This window comes from Actinomycetota bacterium, assembly GCA_035536535.1.
Lineage (GTDB): Bacteria > Actinomycetota > JAICYB01 > JAICYB01 > JAICYB01 > DATLNZ01.
The window spans coordinates 1-21,243 of sequence record DATLNZ010000159.1; the positions used below are offsets into that span (position 1 = coordinate 1).

Consider the following 21,243-nt stretch of genomic DNA (forward strand, 5'->3'; position numbering starts at 1 on the left):
GGCTCCGGAGCGGTGATCGAACCGCCGCCGCCGTTCGAGGTCCGGCTGGACCGCTCCACGCTCGTCCGCTACGCCGGGGCGTCGGGAGACTTCAACCCCATCCACTGGGACGAGGGGTACGCGCAGTCCGCCGGCTTCCCGGGCGTGTTCGCCCACGGCATGCTGACGGCCGGAGTCCTCGCCGGCTATCTCACGAGGTGGCTGGGCTCCGACTCCGTCCGCCGCTACAGGGTCCGGTTCTCCGGCATCGTCTTCCCGGGCCAGACCCTCACCTGCACGGGCCGGATCACGAGGTCCTACGAGGAGGACGGCCGGTTGCTGGTCGACTGCGAGCTGGAGGTGACGACCGCGCCCGGCGAGGTCAAAGCGGCTGCGTTCGCGACCTGCTACCAGCCGCGCTGACGCCACCCGGACAGGTGGGGACGCTCGTCGCCAATCGTCGTGTCGTCCCCGTGGCCGGGCAGGACCTGCGTATCGTCGTCCAGCGCAAAGAGCTTGTTCTCAAGTCCGGACATGATCTGCTCAAAGGCCTCCCGGCTCCCGAAGGTGCCGCCGGGCCCGCCCGGGAACAGGGTGTCCCCGCTGAACAAAAGGATTTGGCCGTCACGCTCCAGCACCAGGCAGATGGAACCGGGCGTGTGCCCAGGCGTGTGGAGCACCCTCAGCTCAACGGGTCCCAGCTTCACGGTGTCGCCCTCGCCGATCGTGCCCGTGGGGACCGGGATCATCGTTGCGTCCCCGGGGTGGACCAGCACCGGCGCGCTCGTCTTCTCCACCAGGGCCGGAAGGGCGACCACGTGGTCGCCGTGCCCGTGCGTCTGGACGATCGTGGTCAGCCGCTTGTCGCCCAGCTCCGACAGGATCGCGTCGGCCTCGTTGGACCCGTCGATCAGGACCGCTTCCCCGCCGGACGCCAGCACATAGACGTTGTTGTCCATCGGGCCCACCGACAGCTTCGTGATCTCGACCGGGCCCACGGCCCGGCGCCAGCGAACGTCGGCCATCTATCCGCCGGAGGCCATGCTCGACAAAGGAGTGCGGTCGGCGAACGACGTGGGCCGGTCGCCGAACAACTCCGCGGACTTGCCGGCCAGCTCCTCGACCGTCCACCGGTCGTCCTTGTTCAAAGACGACACCACGTGTGGCTGCTCCACGAGCGAGACCTCGCCTCCGGTCACCACGAACACCTGGCCCGTGATGTGCGCCGCGTCCGGAGTGCACAGGTAGACCACCCATGGCGCGACGTTGTCCGGGTGCCAGGCGTCGAATCCCTCGCCGGCCGGGATCTCGCCGAACGTCCCCTCGGTCATTCTCGTGCGGGCGCGGGGAGCGATCGCGTTGGAGGTGACGCCGTAGCGGACCATCTCCCTGGCGATGCACAGAGAGAACGAGCAGATACCGAGCTTGGCGAAGTCGTAGTTGCACTGTCCGGCGTTTCCGTACAGCCCAGACTCCGAGGACGTGTGGACGATTCGCCCGTAGACCGGCTCCCCGGTCTCCTTGGACTTCTGCCGCCAGTGGGTGCATGCGAAGTGGGTGGGGGCGAAGTGGCCCTTGCCATGGACCGTCACCACGGCGTCCCATTCCTGCTCGGTCATGTTGAAGGCCATGCGGTCGCGCAGGATCCCCGCGTTGTTGATCAGGATGTGGAGGTCTCCGAAGGTGTCGATCGCCTGGCGGATCATGTTCTCGGCCCCCGCCCAGTCCGACACGTTGTCGTGGTTGGCCGCCGCTTCCCCGCCGAGGTCGCGGATCTCCGCGACGACCTGTCCCGCCGGCGTCTGGTCCTCGCCGCTTCCGTCCCAGGCGACCCCCAGGTCGTTGACAACCACCTTCGCCCCGTGCCTGGCCAGCTCCAGTGCGTGGCCCCGGCCGACTCCGCGTCCTGCGCCCGTAACGACAGCGACCTTGCCTTCGAGCAGCTTCATGGTCCTCCCTTGGCCTTCCGCGTGCGGCGCCAGCGAGTATAGGGACATCGCAAGAAAGGGCGCCGTGAGACACACTGTAGCCATGGACCAGCGGCCTTCGTGGCTCCCGCTCGTGACCGGCATCCTGCTGATCGCTTCCGGCTGGGCGGTGATCTATCTCGGCTGGCAGCGCGCGGCGGCGCAGAAGCTGGAGGTGGGACAGCTGCCCTACATCGTCTCCGGAGGGTTCGGGGGGCTCGGCCTCCTGCTGCTGGGGGCCGCGGCGATCCTGATGCAGGTCATCCTCCACACGTCGTACAAGGAGCGCCAGGCGCTCCACGATGTGGCGGCGAAGCTGGAGCGCGCAGCCGGGGCAGCCCGTGCGCGCGACGACGACACGGAGGAGTCCGGGTCGCGCGGCGGCCGGCGAAACAGCTCCCGCTAGATGCCGCTGCTGTCGGTCCGCGGCCTGCACGCGGGCTACGGCTCAACTCTGGTGCTGCACGGCGTGACACTGGAGATCGAAGCGGGAGAGATCGCAGCGGTGCTGGGCCCCAATGGCGCGGGCAAGACCACGACGCTGAGGGCGCTGTCGGGCCTGATCAAGCCGGCTCGCGGCTCCGTCACGTTCGAAGGCCAGGAGCTGCGCGGGCGGACCGCGGAGCAGATCGTGGCGAAGGGCATCGCCCACGTCCCCGAGAACCGCGGAGTGTTCCCGGCGCTCACAGTCGAGGAGAACCTGCGGCTGGGCGGCTACCTGGTCCAGCGGCGGCCCGCGGAGTACAGCGCCAACCTCGAGCGCGTCCATGAGTTCTTCCCGGTGCTCGCCGAGCGCCGGACGCAGCTGTCGGGGACCCTGTCCGGCGGCGAGCAGCAGATGCTGGCGATCGGACGGGGCCTCATGAGTTCCCCGAAGGTCCTGCTCGTGGACGAGGCGTCGCTCGGCCTTGCCCCGATAGTCGTCAAGCGCCTGTTCTCGATCATCCAGCAGATAAACGCGTCGGGCACGACCGTGCTGATGGTCGAGCAGAACGCAGCGTTCACCCTGGCCATCGCCCATCGCGCCTTTTTGATGCAGAAGGGGCAGATCGTGTTCGCCGGGTCCGGCAGTGAGCTGCGTGGCGAGGGGATCGTCCGGGCTTACCTGGGCGAAGGGTCCATCGGTGCCCCCCCGGCCGCTCCTAAGGCCCCTAAGGCCCCTAAGGCCCCGCCGGCCGGGAGGACGCGCAAGCGCTGACGGCCGGCTGCGCTACTTGCGGGCCTGCTCCCGCTGGGTGTCCCACTGCCACCGCAGAGACACCTTGCGGCCGTCCGAGGCCGTGAGCTCCCGGCAGTGCAGCAGCCCGGACGACCCCTTTCTCGACGTCTCCAGGGTGCAGGGCCGCGACAGGGCGTCGAACCGCAGGTACGGGATGGGGGACGCGGACGATCCGACCACCTCCACAAAGGCGTCCGATCCCAACGGGCTCTGGACCGTCCCCCCTTCCCCCGGCACCGAGATCCCGCGGTCGGTGAGCGTGTACTTTCCGTCGCCTCTGTAGCTCCCGGGCGCGAGGTTGAAAGCCACCCGGAACCGGGTCCCGTCTTCGAGTTTGAGGTGCTCGATCATGGCGACCGACAAAAAGGTCGCCACCTCGGGCAGTCGCCCGCCGAAGAAGGTCTCCTGCCGGGTGACCACCAGGGCGTCACGCACGTGCGCGTCGAAGTCCCCCTCCACGTCGATGCGCACCGGACCGCATTCATTACGGCTGTCCCTGCCCGGGACGGCCGAAGGTGAACCACCGGAAGGAAGGGCGGTGGACGCCAGCCGCAGGCGGCGCAGCTTTTCCTGACACTCCCGGGACAGGCCCTTGGCCTCGGGGCTCGCGTCCCCGCAGGCTCCGCACGCCAGAACCGCCACCAGCACGACCGCGGCCCGGCGGATCAACATGCGTCCTTCACGAAGAACCGTGCCTCCCCTGCCGCCTGCCCGACCTTGGACCTGCCCGCCGCCACCCTGACAAACCCGGAACCGAAAGGCGCGTCGGGACGGATCACCCAGCTCCACTCGTAGCGCCCGCTGGCGTCGGAGTACCCGGGGGCCGAGGGGAAGTCCGGACGGTAGTCGGGGTCCGAGTACTGCGTAGCCACGCCTATCACCACGTTTGGCCGCGTCTGGACCACCGCCTTCATGGCCGCCCCGCGCCGGCCGCAGTCTGGGACAACCTTCACCTCCAGCGGCATCGTGTTGTTGGGATAGGTGATCGGCCTGTACCCGTCGGGGGCCGCCGTGGGCTCGGGAGTGCTCGCGCCGCCCGCGTCCGCCGGCGCAGATGAAGGACTCGCGGCAGCCGCGCTTCCGGAAGGGCCGGCTGGGGCCGAGGACGAACCCGGGGCCGCGACGGCGTCCCTGAGCCCGCTGCCGGTGACCCTGCCCGGCCTCGGCGCGTCCTGGCTAGAGCATCCGGTCAGGGCCAGCGCCACGAGCAGGGGGCCGAGGCGGGTCATCGCCGGCCCCCTCCCGCCGCACCGGTGGCGCCGGGGGCCTCGGCCGCCTCGCCCAGATAGGCCGCGATCACGTCCGGGTCGTCGAGCAGGTCGCGCGACCTTCCCTCCAGCGCCACTTCTCCCCGCGCGAGGACGTATGCGCGGTCGCTGTTCTCCAATGCCATGTGGACGAACTGCTCCACGATCAAAAGCGCCGTCCCCTCCTGGTTGACCTGGCGGAGGATCTGAAACAGCTGCTGGACGATCAACGGCGCCAGTCCCAGCGACAGCTCGTCCACCACAAGCAGCCTCGGGGTGCACATCAGCGCCCGCGCGACTCCGAGCATCTGCTGCTCGCCACCCGACATCGTGCCGGCAGGCTGCTCCCGCCTCTCGAGCAGCTTCGGGAAGAAGTGAAACGCGCGGTCCAGACCCTGCTTGTAACCGGCGCGATCCTTTCGCTTGGTCCAGTAACCGAAACGCAGGTTCTCCTCGACCGTGAGCGACGGGAACAGGTCCCGGCCCTCCGGCAGGTGCGCGAGGCCGCGTCCGATCACCTCGTAGGCCGGCAGTCCGGCAATCGGTTCTCCGGCGAAGGTGATGGACCCGGACGAGGGCGCGAGCAGCCCGGAGATCGTCCGCAGGGTCGTGGTCTTCCCGGCCCCGTTCGACCCGAGAATCGACACGATCTCGCCTTCCGCAACGTCCAGCGAAACTCCCCGCAGCGCCTGGACTGCCCCGTACCGCACGTCGATGTCGCGCACCTCGAGCAGGCTCACCGCGCCACCGCCATCTCCTCGACGGGGCGTCCCAGGTAGGCCGCGATCACCTGAGGATCGCGCTTCACAGACTCCGGGGGGCCCTGCGCGATGAGCGACCCGCGGTCGAGCACGTACATGTAGTCGCTCACGGATGTGACCATCTTCACGTCGTGCTCGATCAGCAGCAGCGTCATCGCCTCCTCGTCGCGCAGGCGGCGAAGCACCTCCGTCAGCTCCTCCGTTTCCGTGCCGTCGAGGCCCGAAGCGGGCTCGTCGAGCATGATGAACCGGAAACCCGTCACCAGAGCCCGGGCGACCTCCACCATCCGCAGCACGCCGAAGGGCAGATCGGCTACCCGGCGCTGGGCGACGTCGGCCAGCTCCAGCCGCTCCACCACCTCGGCCACCCTTCGCCTAGCCTGCCGCTCGGTCTGGATCGACCTCGGGGTTACGACCAGATGCGACAAAAAGCCCGTGGAGTTGTGCAGGTGGGTCGCGACGAGCAGGTTGTCGAACACCGACAGTTGCGGAAATAGCTGGATCGCCTGAAACGTCCTGGCGACGCCCATGGCCGCGCGCTCGTGCACCGGCATCTCGCCGACGTCGGTCCCGTGCAGGGTGATGTGCCCGGACGAAGGCGTGACGAGTCCGGCGACCGAGTTGAACGTGACGGACTTGCCGGCGCCGTTGGGACCGATCAGTCCGACGATCTCGCCCTCGCGGACCTCCAGCGTCACTCCTTGAACCGCGGTCAGGCCGCCGAAACGGACGGTTAGGTCGTCGGCCTTCAGAACGACCGTAGTCTGACGCCGGCCGTCCGGTGAAGCGCTGGGGACAAGAACCGGACCGGGTTCCGATGAAATCGCATCGTCCTGTAGTTGTCCGGCCTCCGAAGCGGGCTGCATCCCCCAGGACAGCAGCCGGGCACGGCCGCGGTAGCGTACCCGCCCGGCGAGCCACGACAGGTCCTCGATCATCTGGTCGGTCAGGGCGTCCGCCCGGCGAAGGGCGCTCATCAGCGCCTGCCGCCCCGCGATCAGGCCTACGATCCTGTGTCCCGCGGCGGCCAGGCCGCCGCGGTACGCCAGCAGGACGATGGCCAGCAGCGCGGTGGCCGTGACCTCCAGAAAGCCGCTCAGGGCCTGAACCTCGTAGAAGACGTAGTTGAGGGAGGCGAACACCAGCCCCGACGCCATCCCCCCGGCGAGACTGGAGACGCCGCCCACGACCGCGATCGACAGGAGCAGCAGCGAGATGTTGATCTCGAACTGCAACGGCGAGATCGCGCGGGCCTCCATCATGAGCAGGTTGCCCGCGACGGCGGCCAGGGCCCCGGACAGGCTGAACGCCAGCAGCTTGTAGCGGACGACGTTGATGCCCAGCGACGCGGCGGCCATCTCCGAGCCCTGGACCGCGAAGAACGCGCGGCCGGTCTTGGAGTCGCGCAGGTTGGCCATCGTATAGAGCAGCGCGAAGGCGACCGCCCAGGCGATGAAGTAGAAGACCGTCCGGCTGGAGAAGTCGAAGTAGGGGAAAGTGCCGGCGCGTCCGATAGGGGCCACCGTGATCGAGCTGTGCCTCGTGAACCAGGTCTGGCGGAACAAAAACTCGCTGGCCGTCCAGGTGAAGATGAGAGTGGCGACGGCGAGGTACAGGCCGCGCACCCGGACCGCGACCGCTCCCAGAGCCACGGCGACGAGCGCGCCGGCCCCCGCGGCGAGCGGGAGGTTGAGCGGGAAGGGGATGCCGAGGCCTTGCGCGAACCAGCCGGTGGTGTAGGCGCCCACGCCGAGGAATGCCGCATGGGCCAGCGAGATTTGCCCAACCCACCCCGTCAGCATGACGAGTGAGACCGCAACGATCGTGTAGATGGCCCCCTGGTTGGCCGAACCCAGCAGCGCGTAGTTCAACTTAAAGGGAAGCAGGCAGAACAACAGGACCCCGGCCGCCATAGCTAGACGACGGCCCGGCAGATCGCGGGCCCTCGGACCATCGCCGGACTTCGCCCTGCCGATCGCACCACCGCGTACGTCTGCACCCGCGACGATGCGGCGCCCACGAAAGGCCATGGCCGCTATCGCGATGACCGCGAGCAGCAGCTGCGGAGCTCCCTGCATCTGTCCCAGGGAGCCGAGGACGGGAACGAGTCCCAGCGTCACGCCCACCACCACGGCCCCCAGGACGGCCCCCGGCAGGCTCGCCATCCCGGCGATGAGCGCGGCCACGAATCCGAACAGGGCCTGGAAGGAAAGGACGTACGGGTGCAGGTTCGTCGTGTTCGACGCGAGCAGGATCCCCGACAGCCCGGCGAGGCTGCCTCCGATGACCCAGGCGAGGGCGGTGATGCGGTCGGGGTTGACCCCCATCAACGCAGCGGCACGCCTGTTCTCGGCCGAACCGCGCATGATCAGTCCGAGGTCGGTCCGCGTGAACAGGACGAACAACGCCGCGGTCACGGCCAGCATCACGAAAAAGAGTCCGAACTCCCCGTAGTTGATGGACGACTGGCTGACCTTGACGAAGCCCGCGGGGAAGATCCTCACCGAGGGCAGTCCGGTGGTCCCCCACACCTTGGCGGCGATGGCTACGAGGATCCCGAGTGCGGCCACGGTCCCGACGGTCTGGGACGTCGTCGACTCCGACCTCAGGCGCCGGATGAAGACCCTCTCCACCCCGTACCCGAGCAGTCCGCCGGCCGCCACCCCGAGCACGAATGCGATGGCCGCCGGGACGCGCAGCTTCGCGTTGAGCGTGTAGACCACGTAGGCCGGGATCATGACCATCGCGCCGTGCGCGAGGTTCAGGACCTGGGACGCCCGGTAGATCATCACGATCCCCACGGCCAGGATCGCGTAGGCCCCGATGTTCCCCAGGGACAGCAGGACCGCCACGAGGATCTTCATGTCACTCCAGGGCCGGGTCCGCCAGAAAACCGGATCCCGGGCCGAATCCCGCGAACGACCCCTGCGCCACCACGATCGAAAAGGCCTGGGCACGGATGTTGGCATGGTGCTTGCCGGGTTTCCAGGACAGGGGAGCCGAGACCCCGGCCGGATGCTCCATCGAATCGAGCACCTGTTTGAGCCGCGCCCTCGTCAGCTGCGGCCCGACCTTCCTAAGTGCCTCCACGAACACGTTCATGCCCAGGTACGCACCCTCCAGGAACTGGTTGGTGGTGTCCACGGTGGGCGACACGCTCTTTACGTCGTTGACGTAGGCGGCCACGGCGGGATCCGACGCCAGCGTTCCGACCGGCGGGTTGTAGCCCGTCCACACGAGCATCCCGCTGCACGGCTTTCCGCAGTTGGACGCGAACCGCTCGTTGAAAAGAGTCTGCGACCCGGACGTGATCATGGTCCCGAACTGAGGACGTCCGGCGATCCAGGTCTCGGCCGTCGACGGCTCCAGCAGCAGCGCGACCATGTCGCACTGGCCGTTGCACGCGGTATTGAACGACTGGATGTCTGAGCTGTAGGAGGCCTGTCCGGGAAGGATGCCGGTGTACGCCTTCAGCTGGGCCCCCGGCTTGGACTCCACGTACTGCTTAAACGCCTCGGCCCCCTCCCGGCCGAACCGGTAGAACTTGTCGTAGACGATCCCGAAGCTGCGGGCACCCTTGTCGTAGGCGTGACGCGCCATGACCCGCATCGTCGAGATCGTCGCCGTCGCCACGGGCCACACGTACGGGTCGCGGTACTGCTGAATGAGCATCCCGTCGGACCCGACCACCGGAATGCCCGCCTTGGAGATGTCGCCGGACTCGATGGCGGCCGTCAGTCCCTCCGAAGACGGCGTGACCGGCAGGGCGAACACGCCCTCGTTGATGAAGTTGCGGATGAACGTCAAGCCGCGGTCGGCCTGCCAGCCGTCGTCCACCAGCTTGATGTCCAGCAGCCGCCCGCAGATTCCGCCTGACGAGTTCACCTTCCGGACGACGGCCTGGATCCCGACCGGAGACTGCCCAAGGAACGATGCCCCGATCCCGGACTGGACCACGGTCGCCGCGAGCTTGATCTTGTCGGCGGTGACGCCGGTGTCGGTGGCGCCGCCGTTCTTGCCGCGCGAGCACTCCAGTCCCTTCGGCTGCGCAAGCGCGCCACCCGGGCCCGCCGCAGCTCCGGCCGTGCTGCCTCCGGCCGCTGCCGGGTCCCCGATGGCCCCACCTGCGTCGGCGGCCTCGGCTGCGGCCCCCTCACCGTCGACCGCGGCGGACTCCGCTCCTCCACCGGCGACCGCCGACTTTTGCGGAGCCGCACGGTCCTGAACCACCACGTAACCGAGCAGTCCTGCCATGGCGAGGTAGAGAAGCGGACGGTTCCGCCCGGCGAACAGCGACCCCGCCAGCAATCCGATTCCTATTCCGATGAGCAGAAGGGTCATCTGATCTGGTTCTCCGAAGCCGGGCGGACGCGCTTCAGCTGATCGTGACTCGGATGGCGCGCCGGCGCATGGCCAGGTAGACGGGCGCGCCGAGGACCATCCAAATCATCGTCGCCAGCAGGCCCTCACGGGGTCGCCGGAGCAAAAACGACAGCCCGTAGGCGAAGCGCTTGACCGTCCTCGCGATCGCGTTTCCCACGGCTCCGGCCACCACCGGAGGAGCGGCGACGCCGCCGATCTCCGGAAGCGGGCCGTAGGCGATCTCGGACAGGACCTCCGTGAGGGGCACGTCGGGCAGGGTGTCTCCCGCGGCGAGATCCACGTCGCCGAGGCCCTCCAGGCCCAGCGCGTTGAGCAGGTAGATGCCGTAGGTCGCGGAGGCGTCGACGCCGGCGATCTGGTAGATCTGGCGGCCGCGGCCGAGGGTGGGGTCGTCGTTGAAGACCGACATCTCGATCGCGGGAACCTGCGTGGACGCGTCGTTGTTGATCGCGCGAGCGGAGACCTCCTGCCCGCGGTCCTTCTGGATGGAGGCCAGGTAGCCGCCGGGAGTCCCGCGGCTCAGGCCGGGGTCCGGCTCCGGGAAGACGACGCGTGCCCGGCCGCTGAGGGCGCGGTTCAACTGCGTCTCGATGGGCGACTTGCCCAGCGCGGACTCGATCTGAGGGGACACGTTGCTCTCGGGCAGGACGCATCCCTGGACATCGACCTTCTGGCTCGGGATGCTCACCCCGCACAGGATTCGGCTGAACTTCGTGCCTGCCGTTCCGGGCTGTCCGCCGGCGAACGACTCAGCCACGGTGCCGGCGGCTTCGATGCGGAAGACGCCCGGCACCTCGACCCCCCTGGCCCACGACTCGCTGTGGACGACCAGTCCCCGGTCCGTGGTCTTCATGAGGCTCACCTGCGACGACGTGTCCACCACCTTCAGGGGGCCGAAGTTGACGCCGCCGGCGTTCGGGGGGCTGAGCGTCAGGTTCTGGCTGCGGGCGCTGGCGAGCACCTTCGGCTGCGCGTCGGACTGCGCGCAGTTGACCTCCGCGGTGTAGCCCGGGAGGTTCGTGGTGCCGGCGTTGCCCGTGCCGTCGTTCGAGCACTCCGCGGCCTTTGTAGGCCAGGTCGTGCCGAGTGCCTCGTCGGCGTCGTTGTTGCCGTCGCGGTCCGCGTCGAGGTCGGGCCGTGGCCAGAAGGACTGAAAAGGGTCGGCGCCGAGCGGCTGCGGGCGCGCCCAGCACCGGGAGACGACCTCCGCCGCGTCGGTCTTCGTACCTGGATCGGCCTCCAGAGGGATCGCGGCCGCCCCGGCGAGGTTGTTGGACAGCGCCGCCTGCCTGACGAAGCCGAAGACGATCTCGCGGTCGGCCCGTCCGCACGGGGAGCCGGCCGAGGCTATGCCGCTGCGTCCGGGCCTGATCGACCCGACGCTCGGCCCCCCGGGAGGAAGGCCCTCGACACCGCCGACGAACAGCGCGCGCAAGCCGTAGCCGTGGGCGGTGCCGGTGAAGTTGGAAGCGGTCGTGGCCGGGTTCTCCGGCTCGTCGGTGGTGAACCGGTCCTGGTCCTCCAGAGGGGGGTCGGTGGACACCTCGACGGAGTCCTCGTACACGGTGAAGAAGGCGTCGGTGCCGCGCCGGACGAACACCCTGGTAGCCAGATCCTCTCCGGAGTCGGCCTGGATCCGCATCACGCCGTTACCCGCCTGGTCTTCGAACGCCAGAGCTTGGGGGACGGGCGACCGGCGAGCATCGGCGATGAGCAGCCCTCCGGCATTGCGCTGCCTGCCCTTCTGAGTGGATGGGGCCAGCGTGTACAGCCTGCCGGTGAACGGGTCCACTCCGGACGACGCGGGCACGGGCTCCAGCGTCATCCCGATCACCCCGACGTAGGCCGAGCTGTCGCCGTCGAACACCCACCAGGACTCGCCCTCCTCGTTCATGACACGCATGAGCATGCGGTCGGACTCGGGGTCCGACAGGACGTCGGCGACTCCAAGCGGCCCGGGGAACACCTCCTCGACGACCGGACGTCCACTCGCGTCGGTCAGCAGCCGGACCACCTGCCCGGTCCCACCGGCCCCCTGGCAGGCGAGGTAGACCGACGACCCGTGCCGGCTCTGGAACAGGCTCAGCTGGTACCGCGATTGCGGATGTATCGGGAGCTTGAAGTTCCCGCAGGCGGCGACCCTGTAGATCCAGTCCTGCTTGCCGGTCTGGGTGTCCCACTGGGAGGCCCAGACGATGTTGAAGTTGTTCTCCGTCCCGGGCGCCCTCTGCTCCTGCATCAACAGCAGGATCTTCGGAGAGCCTCCGGACAGCGCGGAAGGCGTTATGTCGATGCCCCGCAATCCGGCCGCCACCCCCGCGGGCAGCGGCACGCAGGAGCTCGTGGAGGTGCACAGGCCGTTGGAGGCGGGCGTGGGAGGCGCGTCCTCGCGCCGGAACGTCTTGATCTGGGTGAGCGTCGGACCGTCCAACACCACGAATCCCCCGAACAAACTCAGGCTGTCGAGGAAGGCGAAGTACAGGCGCCCGCTGTTTTCGTCGACGGCCTGGATGAACTCCCCGGACGTGATCCCCACCGGAGTGCTGGCCGTGAACGCAAAGGACTTGTAGGCCAAAGGCTCCAGGGTGTCCAGGTTGAACGACTGGACGCCCGTCCCACGGGTCAGGGCGAAGACCTGGTACCCGATGCGCCGCTTGCGGTCCAGCAGCAGCGATCCGTTGGACGAGAAATCGGCCGCATCGTGCGGCCTGAAGATCGGAAGCTTGCCGCGGGGAACCAGCTTCGGGTCCGCGGCCCCCACGCCCACGGGCAGCAAGGCCAGCAGGAGCACGGCCGTCACCGGCCAGACCCACAGTCCCCGCGTCCGCTTCACATCGTCCCTTTCGCCCACATTGTCACCCGAGACAGTCGCACGGGAGCGCCGATGTCTCCATCGGCGCTCCCGGTGAAACCGTCCTTCTTGCGTGCGGCTGCTAGAACGAAACCGTCATCCCCTCCACCTGGAACTGAGTGGTGGCCTGCGAGATGCCGCAGTCGCCGGCGCCGCTGAGGCCACGCGAGCTCGTGAACCCGACCAGCGTCGAGCGCTTGCCCGTGTCGAGATCGATCCCGGACCCAACGATCGGAAGGACCGTGGCTCCCGACTGCTCCCACGTGTACTCGTAGGAAACCCTCACGACCCGGCCGCTGACGGAGCTTTGAGCCGACCTGGTGTCACTGCGCAGCCGTCCCCGGGACGACCCGCAGTAGGCGCCGAGTCCCACTGCGCTGGGAAACACCCCGTAGTTGCCGTCCGGCGAGTAGGAGTGGATCGAGCATCCGGGCCCTCCCAGCGTGCTCACGCAGAAGCTGTCCGGAGCCTTCAGGTCCGGACCTGCCGCGAACTCCACCGGCGAGCGCAGGATGCGGGGGCCGAGCCCGGGCCAGAAGAAGCCCTGGCACCCGGAAAAGCAGTGGGCGTTGGTGACCTTGTTCCAAAGCGGGTCCTCGAGGTCGTAGGTGCAGTTGGCGCCGGCGGCGTTGCAGACGAAGCCGACTCCCTCCAGAACGCTGACCGCGACGACCTCGTCGGGGTTCTGTGCCGATGCGGGCGAGGCGGTGACCGCTGCGAGCGCCGCTACGGCGGCCGCCGCGACGAGCTTTCTGAATCTCATGTGAGGTCCTCCAGTCATGTCAGTTGTCTATCGAACCGCGGTGCACACGTCGTAGCGGCGCAGCTGCGCGAACATCGGCTCGTCGGCCGTGAAGGCGTGGGGTCCGACATCACCTACAGCGTCGGAGGACCTCGCACGCCCGTTGCCGGCGCTGGCGCGGTCCGACACGCTGCAGCCTGCTCCCCTGTAGGCGGCGTCGCCGGGAATGCCCTGGATGGCGAGGTCGATCGCAACGTCGCCCAGGGCCCAGGTCCCCGAGGTGGGGATCGTCCCGCGCACTGTGGCCGTGCTCGTCTGGGGGGTCGAGCCCCAGTCGACGCTCACCTGCAGCGTCCCGCGGGGCACGATGCCTGCGGCCGTTCCGTACGCCTGGGATGTGGCGGTAAGGACCGCTGCCCCCGTTTCGTCGGCGACGAGGCGCCAAAGGCCCGGGTCGGCCCCGGGAGTGAACTGCAGGTACACCTGACGGTGGTCCTGCGCAACGCAAACGTCCGGCGTGATGCCCGCGCAGTCCTCGGCGCGGGCGCCGGCTGCCGCGGGAGTCATCGCGATCACGGCCAGTGCCGCCACAGCGGTGACCAATCGTCCTGCTCTCATAAATCCCCCTTGCCGCAACTGAACTTCTTGCGCACTGTGTTCGCCGCCGGGCCGCTCATTCCTTCCGGGAGCCAACCCCCCGGGGTCCGCCCAACCTGGCCATTTGAGTGACCGGCGGTCAGACCGACGGCTGGGCCGCCGCGGAGACCAGCGCCTCTTCGCCCCCCAGGTCGCCCTCGTCGGATCCCAGGTAGGCGGCGATCACCTCCGGGTGCCGCGCGATGGCCGAGGGCTCCCCCTCGGCCAGGAGCTCTCCGAAATTCAGGACGTAGACGTAGTCGGCCACGGACAGCACCAGGGGGACATGGTGCTCGATCATCAGCACCGTCACGTCGAACGCCGCCTGGATCTCCTTGAGCGTCCGCCCCAGCTGCTCGGCCTCCGGGGGGGCCATTCCGGACGAAGGCTCATCCAGCAGAAGGATCCGGGGGCCCGTCACGAGAGCCGCACCAAGCTCGACGACCTTGAGCAGGCCGTGCGGCAGGTCGTGGACCACTCTTCCGGCGAGCTCGAGCAGCCCCAGCCGGGTCAGGGCCTCCTCGGCCCGCTCACGCAGCTCGTCCTCGGACCGCCGGACGGCCTGAGTGCGCAGGATTCCCTCCAGCGGCCCATACCCTGCCACCGAGTGCTGGGCGATCATCAGGTTCGCCAGCACCGTCTCGGACTTCACCAGCCCGATGTTCTGGAAAGTCCTGCCGAACCCCATGCAGGCCCTGCGGTAGGCAGGGGTCGAGGTGACGTCGCGGCCGCCGAACCACACCTGTCCGGAATTGGGCTTGGCGAATCCGGAGACGCAATTGAAAAGAGTCGTCTTGCCGGCGCCGTTGGGCCCCATCAGGCCTACGATCTCCCCCTCACGGACCTCCAGCGTCACCCCGTCCAGCGCCTGGACCCCGCCGAACCGGATCGACACCTCCCGCACCTCCAGCAGCGGACCGCGGGCGGACCGGCCGAGCGCGTTGCGCCGCAGTACCGACCCCGACACGGCCGCCTGGCCCACGGAGGTCGTCGCCAGCACCTGCGCCGCCTCCGGGTCGTGCTCTTCGGCGGCCTGCGCCTGGTGTTCCGCCCTTGCATGACGCCGCTCGCGCAGAGCGCGCGGAAGCCGGGCCCAGCCCCCCGCCGCGGCCGCCGCGGACGGCAGGGAGCTCACGGCCCGAGCCACCGATGCGGGAAGGCGCAGCAGGCCAAGGGCGACGTGGCGCCGGTGCTTCCAGAGGTGAGTCGCCAGGTGAGCCAGCTCCCTGCCCTGCTCCGCGAGGCCGCCTCTGTAGCGGGTCAGCGTCAGGATGAGCAGGAACCCCCCGAGCACGATCGACCACGTCTGCAGGTTGGTGAAGATCTGCGTGAAGAAGATCGGGAACATCGTCGAGATGAAGACGCCGGCCCGGGAGCCGAGCCCGCCGATGACGCCGTAGACGAGCAGCTCCAGGGACCGGTCGTAGTCGAACAGCTCCGCCCCCGCCGAGCGCAGCAGGGTCGAGAAAAGCGCCCCGGCCAGACCCGCGTAGAAGCCGGCGATGGCGAAGGCGAGCAGCTTGTAGCGCTGCACGGAGATGCCGAACGACGCCGCGACCTGTTCGTCCTCGCGGATCGCGTAGAAGGCCCGGCCCCCGCGCGTGGAGGCGAGGTTGCGGTCGGCCATCCAGATGACGAGCAGCGTCACCGCGATCACGTACATGAACGTCTGCTCCGTCAGGCGGCGGCCCCCGATCCACATCGGCATCTCGATGTCGATGCCCGCGGCCCCGGACGTGATCACGTCCTGCCGGAACACGACGCGCGCCATCACGAACTGGAAGCCCAGCGTGACGATCGCGAGGTGAAGGCCCCGGATGCGAAGGGCGGGGATGCCGATGAGCACAGTGACCGCCGACGTCACCAGCCCGGCGATGGGGTAGGCGACCCAGAACGGGACGCCGTGCAGCGAGTAGAGGATGCCGAGCGTGAAAGCGCCGGACCCCATCAGCGCCGCCTGGGCAAGGGACATCTGGCCGGCATACCCGGTGAGCACGTTGATCGACAGTCCCACCAGCCCCCAGATCAGAGCCCGGGAGAAAAGGAACGTGTTGTCCTTGACGATGCCGATCTCGGGCAGGCAGAGAAGGAGCCCGGCAGCGGCGGCTCCGGCGATAAACCGGCGGCGCCTGCGGGCCATCTGCTGCGGGTCTGCCACCGCCGGCGAAGTCAAGCCTCACCCCCCAGCAGTCCTCGCGGACGGAGCGTGAGGACGCCGACGATCAGCGCGAACTGGGCCACGAACTGCAGCCCGGGGATGTCCTGCTTGAGGTACCGCGACGCGACGTACTTCGACAGGCTCGTGACCACGCCGACGACCATGCCCCCGACAAACGCCCCCGGCAGGCTCGTGAGCCCGCCCACAAGGGCCGCGGCGAAGCTGGGGATCAGGATCAGGGTCATGAAATAGGGGTGGAAGGACCCGATGGTGGGGGCCAGGATGATCCCCGCCAGCGCAGCCAGCACCCCCGCCACTCCCCAGGTGAACATCGACACGACCGACAGCCTGATGCCCATCAGCCGCAAGGACGTCGGGTTCTGCGACGCCGCCAGCACCCCCAGACCGAACGTCGACCTCTTAAAGAAGACGTAGAACACAACTCCCAGGACGACGGTCACCGCCAGCGCGAGAAGCCGGCCCCGGTCCACGAAGATCCCGCCGATCCCGACGGCCTGCCCCGACAGAAGAGAGGGCAGGTTCTGGGGGCGCTCGCCCCAGATGATCAACTCCAGCCCGCCCAGGACGGTGGACACCCCCAGCGTGGCCACGGTGATCGTCAGAGGGGCCGCGTCGGACATCGGCCGGACCACCAGCCGCTCCATCGCCACGCCCAGACCTGCGGCAAGCAGGACCGCCAGCGTCACAGCGAACACGAGCGGCAGGCCCAGGCCCCCGAAGCTGAACGGACCTATCTGCGCGAGCGTGGTCCCCGGCCGACTCGTGGCCATCCATGCCAGGTAGATGGCAACGGTGCCGATCTCGCCCTGCGCGAAGTTGATGACCCGGGTCGCCTTGTACACCAGGACGATGCCCAGCGCCATGAGCCCGAAGGTGGCGCCGTCCGTCACGCCGGTGATGACGGCGCTGAGCATCAGACCCTATCGATGCAGGCGGCGAGCAGCTTCCACTTGGCGCCGTCGAGCCGGTAGACGTTTACGGCGTGGGCTCCCCGGCCCTTGTCGCGGGTGAAGTCCAGCGCGCAGGCGGGTCCGACCTGTGCTGGGTTCTCCTTGTAGGTGTCCAGAAGCGTCCACACCTTTGTCCGGGTCAGGTCGCGGCCCGCCTGGCGCAGTATCCGCTCCAGTCCCTTTGCGGCCAGATACGCGGAGTAGTCGAAGTCGTCCGGACACAACGGATCGTTGGCTTCGCACTTCTCAGGCGAGTACTTGTCGAAGATCCTGCGGAACTCGGTTATGTCGCCCGCCCACGGAAGGTTCCGGTCGGTGTGGTCGTAGGGCGGGTTGAAGTGGTGGAAGAGGATGGCCTTGGCGTTGGAGTCGGCCAGTGCCGCGGCGATGATGTTGTAGCCCGCGGCCGGGGACACCGCCGTGAAAAGGGGCTTGTAGTTCGGGTTGTTGTTCTGCTTCAGCAGCTTTATCCAGATGTTGGGCGTCGTGAAGTTGTTGATGATGTCCACGCCCTTTTGCTCCATCTCCAGCATCACGTCGGTGAACTGGTTCTCGTCCTTCTCCACCTGCTTGTCGACGGCGAGGGAGAAGCCGCGCTTGCGCAGTTCCTCGACGAACACGTCGTGGCCGGCGGTGAAGAACGGAGAGTTGACGCGGAGCATCCCGAACACCGGCTTGGCCTTGCCCGTCAGCTGCTGCGCGTTTTTGATCAAGTAGTCGGCGAGCAGAACGTGCTGAGACTCGTAGTCGGGGCCGACCATCTTCACCTGGGGGATGTTGCCTATGTCCTTCACGGATGCCGGCCCGGCCAGGTAGGGCACCTTGTTTGCGGCCGCCCACTTTCCGACCGCGACGATCTGGTCGGTGCCGGCGGCGCCCGCGTACAGAAAGGTCCCGTTGCGCTTGCAGTCGTTGACGGCCTGCAGCGCGCCGGCGGGGTAGTACTTGTCGTCGAGGGTGACGAACTTCACGTTCCGGCCGTGGATCCCTTTCAGCTCTTTGTTGACGTAGTCGAAGTAGAACTTCCCGAACCGGCCCGGGTGCCTGGGAATGGGTGCCGCTCCCGTCATGGGGATGTGGGAGCAGATGGTCACCTGCGTGTCGGTCACGCCTTCGGTGTCGTTCGGGAAAAGCTTGGCCCCCGAGACACCGGCCGGGCCCTCGCCCGCTTTGCCGGCGGCGGCCTTGGCCGCGGGGCCCCCGGCTGCCGCGGCGGCGCCACCGGCCTGCGCTCCGCCGGCCTCCGCGCTGACCGAAGCCCCTTCGGCCCCCGCCTCGGCCGCCTCGACTGCCGCGCCTTCGCCGGACGAAAGACGGGAACTGGAGTCGGCCGGGACCTTCAGCCCGCAGGCCGACGAGATCACCGACGACAGTGCAAGAAGAAAGATCGCGCGCCGCATGTGCGGCTCCACCCCCTGATCAGCTGACTGCGGCTCGCAGGAGCCCCCGGCCACCGTAATTCGACCCGACGCCGGCGAGTTCCTGCCACGAAACTCCCAAATCGGACGGCGTCACGGCTTGCAAACCCTGCAGGCCAGCAGCCCCGTGCGCTCGGCCTCCGCGCGCGGCAGGACCCGGACGCCTTCCTTGCCGGTCACGAGCCTGCACTCGGACCGGTGGAAGCTGGAGCTGCCGCGGGTCACCGACACCAGCTCCCCGCCGGAGCCACGATTGTCGGCCGGCTCGAACTCCCGGTGGGACAGGGCCTCCGTCATCTCCCGGATCGACCCGTCCAGGACCTCCAGCCCCTCCCGGATGCCCGCCTGGACGTGCACGAGCACAAAGGCCAGAACACCGGTGGCCCCGAGCACGATCAGGATCACCCCGGTGAAGCCTCCGGACACGAGGTATGGCACCTGCTGGACGACATTGGCGTGGGTCGCGGCCCCGTTGTAGCCGATGTAGAGCACGATCAGCCCGACGAGCACGAGGAGCACGCCCGCGTAGAGCGCGAGCCGGCCCGCACGCTTATCCATGCGGGCCAGCCTACCGGAGGTCCCGAAAGCCCCGGCCCGGGGGGGCGCGGGTATCCTTCGCCGATGCTCGACCTCCCGGTTGAAGTCGTGAGGATGGACCACGTCGCGATCGCCACATGGGACGCATCCGGCCCGGCGCGGATGCTGACGGAGGTCCTGGGGGCGAGGTTCCTGACCGGCGGCGACTCAAAGCGCGCAGGGTTCAGGTGGCTCCAGTTCACGCTCCCGGACGGCAAGATCGAGGTCATCGAGCCCCTCCACGACCAGGGCTTTCTGTACAGGTTCCTCACCCGCCGGGGGCCGGGGCTGCACCACGTGACGCTGTTCGTGAAGGACCTGGCGGGAAGCATCCCGAAGCTCGCGGCGGCGGGCTTTGCGCCGGTGGACGTCGACCTCTCGCACGAGTCGTGGAAGGAGGCTTTTTTGCACCCGAGGGACACCTCAGGCATCTTGATCCAGCTGGCTCAGGTGGCCGCGGGTGCCCAGCCGCCGAAGCCGTCGCGCACGCTGGAGGAGTTCCTGGCGGACAGGCCCGGTCTGCAACCGGACTAGCCCGAGCCCCTCCAAGGGGGACTGGACGCGACGAAGCGCAGGGCGCCCCCACCGCGCCATCGACTTGCCCGGGGGTTGCGTGTGGGACACAATCACGCAGCACCGCCATGTCCGACAAGGAGGAATGATGGCCAAGTACCTGAGTGACGAGTGGGCCACCGCCGCCCGGGAAGCGTTGAACTCCAGCGACTCCTTTAAGAACGCGTCAAAGGGAGTGGACCTCACGATCGAACAGGTCATCACGGGAGCGCCGGAGTCCGGCGAGGCGCGCTACTGGATCGAGATCAAGGACAGCAGCGTCGACGGAGGAACGGGAAGCGCGTCCAACCCAGACGTGACGATCTCACAGAGCTATGAGACGGCCGTGGCCATCAACAAGCAGGAACTCAACGCACAAGCCGCGTTCATGCAGGGCAAGCTGCGGGTAACCGGGAACATGGGCAAGCTCCTGCAGCATCAGGCGCTCTTTCAGACCATGGCACCGATCCTGGCTCAGGTGCCCACCGAGTACTGAGCTACCGGGGTCCGAGGTTGCGTCAGGGCCTGGCCGCGCCCCGGTAGTCGCGCCGGTCGATCGACTGCCGGCGCACCTTCTCGCCGGTCTGCGGGGCGGCGATCATGCTGCCCCCACCCTCGTAGATCCCGACGTGGTGGATCGGGTTGCCGAAGAACACCAGGTCGCCCGGCTGGAGCTGGCTGCGGTCGACCTTGGGCAGCGCGTTGTACTGGGCCTGCGAAGAGTGCGGCAGGGACACGCCCGCCGACGCCCACGCGTACTGCGTGAGTCCCGAGCAGTCGAATGAGTCCGGACCGGCTCCCCCCCACTTGTAGGGCTTGCCGATCTGCGCCGCCGCGGTGGCAACCGCCTTGCCGGCCCCCGACTTCACCGGCGCGGCCGCCTTCTGGGGTGCCGCCGATGCGCCGGGTGAAGCCTTGACCTTGTTGGAGCCGGGAGCGATCGACGACTGAGGGCGTCCTGCGGGCGGGGCGGCGGCCGCTACGGACCTGGGCGCAGACCTGACCGCGCGGACCTCATCCAGCTCACGTCGTCGCTGCTCGGCCTCCACCAGGGTTGCGATGTCGCCGCGAAGGCTGGACAGCACCCTCTGCTGAGCTCCGACCTCCCGGCTGACAAGCGACTGGCGCTCCTGAAGGCGCCGCTCGTTGTCCCGCGCCTGGACCTTCAGCTTGTCCAGCTGCTTCTCGCGCTGCGAGACCTCCGACCTGGCGCGCTTTGTGCGCTGGAGCAGCTCTGTGTCCGACATCAGGACGGTTCCGGACAGCACCCTGGCCCGGGCAAGGTCGTTGATGCTGCCGGACTCCAGCACCGGCTGCGCCCAGGATCCCGGGTGCATGTAGAGAACGCGTGCCCGCTGGCTGAACCGGTCCTTGAGCTCGTTCCACCGTTCCTGAGCGGCCAGCCTCTCGCGCCTGAGATCGCCGAGCCTCGTCTCCAGGCCCTGGCGGGCGAGCCTCGCCTTGTTGAACTCCTCGGTTGCGATCGACAGGCGCTCCCCGCGCTGAGCGATCTCACGTTCGATCCGCTGGGCCTCCCGGCGCTTGTCGTCGACGCCGGTGGGGGCCGCGCCGGCCGGTGCCGTCGCCGACACCAGGAGGGCAACCACGGCCGCCAACGCAATCGGTCGCATCGTCTTCATAGGGTCCCTGTCCGGGCTTCTCGGGGAGAGGCCCGAAGAACTCGGGCAACCCTCTTCTTAACCGACCCGGCGGGGCCGGTCAAATAACCGAATCACACCGGTGAAACCTTGGACGCCCCCGCCGAGTCCTTCTTGGTGTCGAA

The 21,243-nt window shown here is 68.5% G+C and carries 20 protein-coding genes; 5 read left to right on the top strand and 15 right to left on the bottom strand.

Going from position 1 to position 21,243, the window contains the following annotated elements; genetic code table 11:
* Positions 1-402, top strand: a 402-nt coding sequence (locus tag VNE62_10540) for a MaoC/PaaZ C-terminal domain-containing protein (GenBank protein ID HVE92715.1), incomplete at its 5' end; no start/stop codon positions are given.
* Here VNE62_10540 and VNE62_10545 read toward each other — a convergent pair.
* Both VNE62_10545 and VNE62_10550 read right to left on the bottom strand, forming a co-directional pair.
* Positions 387-1,004, bottom strand: coding sequence for an MBL fold metallo-hydrolase (locus VNE62_10545; protein HVE92716.1), 618 nt, complete (start codon positions 1,002-1,004; stop codon positions 387-389). The two genes, VNE62_10540 and VNE62_10545, sit on opposite strands and share 16 nt — an antisense overlap.
* Positions 1,005-1,928: an SDR family NAD(P)-dependent oxidoreductase gene (locus VNE62_10550; protein ID HVE92717.1), complete on the bottom strand. Its 924-nt coding sequence runs from the start codon at positions 1,926-1,928 to the stop codon at positions 1,005-1,007.
* Between the two features lie 82 nt (positions 1,929-2,010).
* On the opposite strand from VNE62_10550, the gene VNE62_10555 reads away from it, so the two are divergent.
* The gene (locus tag VNE62_10555) at positions 2,011-2,352 is read left to right on the top strand and encodes a hypothetical protein (protein HVE92718.1); all 342 of its coding nucleotides are present in this window, start codon (positions 2,011-2,013) and stop codon (positions 2,350-2,352) included.
* 6 nt (positions 2,353-2,358) lie between these two features.
* Entirely contained in the window at positions 2,359-3,144 is a 786-nt protein-coding gene (locus VNE62_10560) for an ABC transporter ATP-binding protein (GenBank protein HVE92719.1), read from the top strand.
* Positions 3,145-3,156: 12 nt separating this feature from the next.
* Here VNE62_10560 and VNE62_10565 read toward each other — a convergent pair whose 3' ends face one another.
* The 12 genes from VNE62_10565 to VNE62_10620 all read right to left on the bottom strand — a co-directional run bounded on the left by VNE62_10565 (position 3,157) and on the right by VNE62_10620 (position 18,890).
* Positions 3,157-3,837: a hypothetical protein gene (locus VNE62_10565; GenBank protein HVE92720.1), complete on the bottom strand. Its 681-nt coding sequence runs from the start codon at positions 3,835-3,837 to the stop codon at positions 3,157-3,159.
* Complete coding sequence (locus VNE62_10570; protein ID HVE92721.1) at positions 3,831-4,394, bottom strand: hypothetical protein; 564 nt, start codon at positions 4,392-4,394, stop codon at positions 3,831-3,833. The genes VNE62_10565 and VNE62_10570 overlap by 7 nt, the downstream gene beginning before the upstream one ends.
* Positions 4,391-5,152: an ABC transporter ATP-binding protein gene (locus VNE62_10575; protein HVE92722.1), complete on the bottom strand. Its 762-nt coding sequence runs from the start codon at positions 5,150-5,152 to the stop codon at positions 4,391-4,393. The genes VNE62_10570 and VNE62_10575 overlap by 4 nt, the downstream gene beginning before the upstream one ends.
* Positions 5,149-8,037, bottom strand: a complete 2,889-nt coding sequence (locus tag VNE62_10580) for an ATP-binding cassette domain-containing protein (GenBank protein ID HVE92723.1) — start codon at positions 8,035-8,037, stop codon at positions 5,149-5,151. The genes VNE62_10575 and VNE62_10580 overlap by 4 nt, the downstream gene beginning before the upstream one ends.
* Position 8,038: 1 nt before the next feature.
* Entirely contained in the window at positions 8,039-9,514 is a 1,476-nt protein-coding gene (locus tag VNE62_10585) for an ABC transporter substrate-binding protein (GenBank protein ID HVE92724.1), read from the bottom strand.
* A 34-nt stretch (positions 9,515-9,548) separates the two neighbouring features.
* Positions 9,549-12,407, bottom strand: a complete 2,859-nt coding sequence (locus tag VNE62_10590) for a hypothetical protein (GenBank protein ID HVE92725.1) — start codon at positions 12,405-12,407, stop codon at positions 9,549-9,551.
* Positions 12,408-12,489: 82 nt separating this feature from the next.
* The gene (locus VNE62_10595; GenBank protein HVE92726.1) at positions 12,490-13,170 is read right to left on the bottom strand and encodes a hypothetical protein; all 681 of its coding nucleotides are present in this window, start codon (positions 13,168-13,170) and stop codon (positions 12,490-12,492) included.
* Between the two features lie 27 nt (positions 13,171-13,197).
* Positions 13,198-13,767 (bottom strand): hypothetical protein, encoded by a 570-nt coding sequence (locus VNE62_10600; GenBank protein ID HVE92727.1) that lies wholly within the window; start codon positions 13,765-13,767, stop codon positions 13,198-13,200.
* Between the two features lie 118 nt (positions 13,768-13,885).
* Positions 13,886-15,943 carry a branched-chain amino acid ABC transporter ATP-binding protein/permease gene (locus tag VNE62_10605; GenBank protein ID HVE92728.1) on the bottom strand — a complete coding sequence of 686 codons (2,058 nt, stop codon included), beginning with the start codon at positions 15,941-15,943 and terminating at the stop codon, positions 13,886-13,888.
* 11 nt (positions 15,944-15,954) lie between these two features.
* Positions 15,955-16,878 carry a branched-chain amino acid ABC transporter permease gene (locus tag VNE62_10610; protein HVE92729.1) on the bottom strand — a complete coding sequence of 308 codons (924 nt, stop codon included), beginning with the start codon at positions 16,876-16,878 and terminating at the stop codon, positions 15,955-15,957.
* On the bottom strand, positions 16,878-18,314 hold the full coding sequence (locus VNE62_10615; protein ID HVE92730.1) for an ABC transporter substrate-binding protein: 1,437 nt from the start codon (positions 18,312-18,314) through the stop codon (positions 16,878-16,880). The genes VNE62_10610 and VNE62_10615 overlap by 1 nt, the downstream gene beginning before the upstream one ends.
* Positions 18,315-18,425: 111 nt before the next feature.
* The gene (locus VNE62_10620) at positions 18,426-18,890 is read right to left on the bottom strand and encodes a hypothetical protein (GenBank protein ID HVE92731.1); all 465 of its coding nucleotides are present in this window, start codon (positions 18,888-18,890) and stop codon (positions 18,426-18,428) included.
* Between the two features lie 63 nt (positions 18,891-18,953).
* On the opposite strand from VNE62_10620, the gene VNE62_10625 reads away from it, so the two are divergent.
* Positions 18,954-19,442, top strand: a complete 489-nt coding sequence (locus tag VNE62_10625; GenBank protein HVE92732.1) for a VOC family protein — start codon at positions 18,954-18,956, stop codon at positions 19,440-19,442.
* Between the two features lie 127 nt (positions 19,443-19,569).
* Positions 19,570-19,956 carry an SCP2 sterol-binding domain-containing protein gene (locus VNE62_10630; GenBank protein ID HVE92733.1) on the top strand — a complete coding sequence of 129 codons (387 nt, stop codon included), beginning with the start codon at positions 19,570-19,572 and terminating at the stop codon, positions 19,954-19,956.
* Between the two features lie 22 nt (positions 19,957-19,978).
* Here the strand turns inward: VNE62_10630 and VNE62_10635 are convergent, their stop codons facing one another.
* A complete protein-coding gene (locus VNE62_10635) occupies positions 19,979-21,091 on the bottom strand; it encodes an NlpC/P60 family protein (protein ID HVE92734.1) in 1,113 nt (370 codons plus the stop codon).
* Positions 21,092-21,243: the final 152 nt, after the last annotated feature.

What these genes read in the sequence shown, in the direction of transcription:
- VNE62_10545 (HVE92716.1), bottom strand. Translation starts at nt 1,004, where the DNA reads ATGGCCGACGTTCGCTGGCGCCGGGCCGTGGGCCCGGTCGAGATCACG.
- VNE62_10550 (HVE92717.1), bottom strand. Translation starts at nt 1,928, where the DNA reads ATGAAGCTGCTCGAAGGCAAGGTCGCTGTCGTTACGGGCGCAGGACGC.
- VNE62_10555 (HVE92718.1), top strand. Translation starts at nt 2,011, where the DNA reads ATGGACCAGCGGCCTTCGTGGCTCCCGCTCGTGACCGGCATCCTGCTG.
- VNE62_10565 (HVE92720.1), bottom strand. Translation starts at nt 3,837, where the DNA reads ATGTTGATCCGCCGGGCCGCGGTCGTGCTGGTGGCGGTTCTGGCGTGC.
- VNE62_10570 (HVE92721.1), bottom strand. Translation starts at nt 4,394, where the DNA reads ATGACCCGCCTCGGCCCCCTGCTCGTGGCGCTGGCCCTGACCGGATGC.
- VNE62_10580 (HVE92723.1), bottom strand. Translation starts at nt 8,037, where the DNA reads ATGAAGATCCTCGTGGCGGTCCTGCTGTCCCTGGGGAACATCGGGGCC.
- VNE62_10585 (HVE92724.1), bottom strand. Translation starts at nt 9,514, where the DNA reads ATGACCCTTCTGCTCATCGGAATAGGAATCGGATTGCTGGCGGGGTCG.
- VNE62_10595 (HVE92726.1), bottom strand. Translation starts at nt 13,170, where the DNA reads ATGAGATTCAGAAAGCTCGTCGCGGCGGCCGCCGTAGCGGCGCTCGCA.
- VNE62_10600 (HVE92727.1), bottom strand. Translation starts at nt 13,767, where the DNA reads ATGAGAGCAGGACGATTGGTCACCGCTGTGGCGGCACTGGCCGTGATC.
- VNE62_10610 (HVE92729.1), bottom strand. Translation starts at nt 16,878, where the DNA reads ATGCTCAGCGCCGTCATCACCGGCGTGACGGACGGCGCCACCTTCGGG.
- VNE62_10615 (HVE92730.1), bottom strand. Translation starts at nt 18,314, where the DNA reads ATGCGGCGCGCGATCTTTCTTCTTGCACTGTCGTCGGTGATCTCGTCG.
- VNE62_10620 (HVE92731.1), bottom strand. Translation starts at nt 18,890, where the DNA reads ATGGATAAGCGTGCGGGCCGGCTCGCGCTCTACGCGGGCGTGCTCCTC.
- VNE62_10625 (HVE92732.1), top strand. Translation starts at nt 18,954, where the DNA reads ATGCTCGACCTCCCGGTTGAAGTCGTGAGGATGGACCACGTCGCGATC.
- VNE62_10630 (HVE92733.1), top strand. Translation starts at nt 19,570, where the DNA reads ATGGCCAAGTACCTGAGTGACGAGTGGGCCACCGCCGCCCGGGAAGCG.
- VNE62_10635 (HVE92734.1), bottom strand. Translation starts at nt 21,091, where the DNA reads ATGCGACCGATTGCGTTGGCGGCCGTGGTTGCCCTCCTGGTGTCGGCG.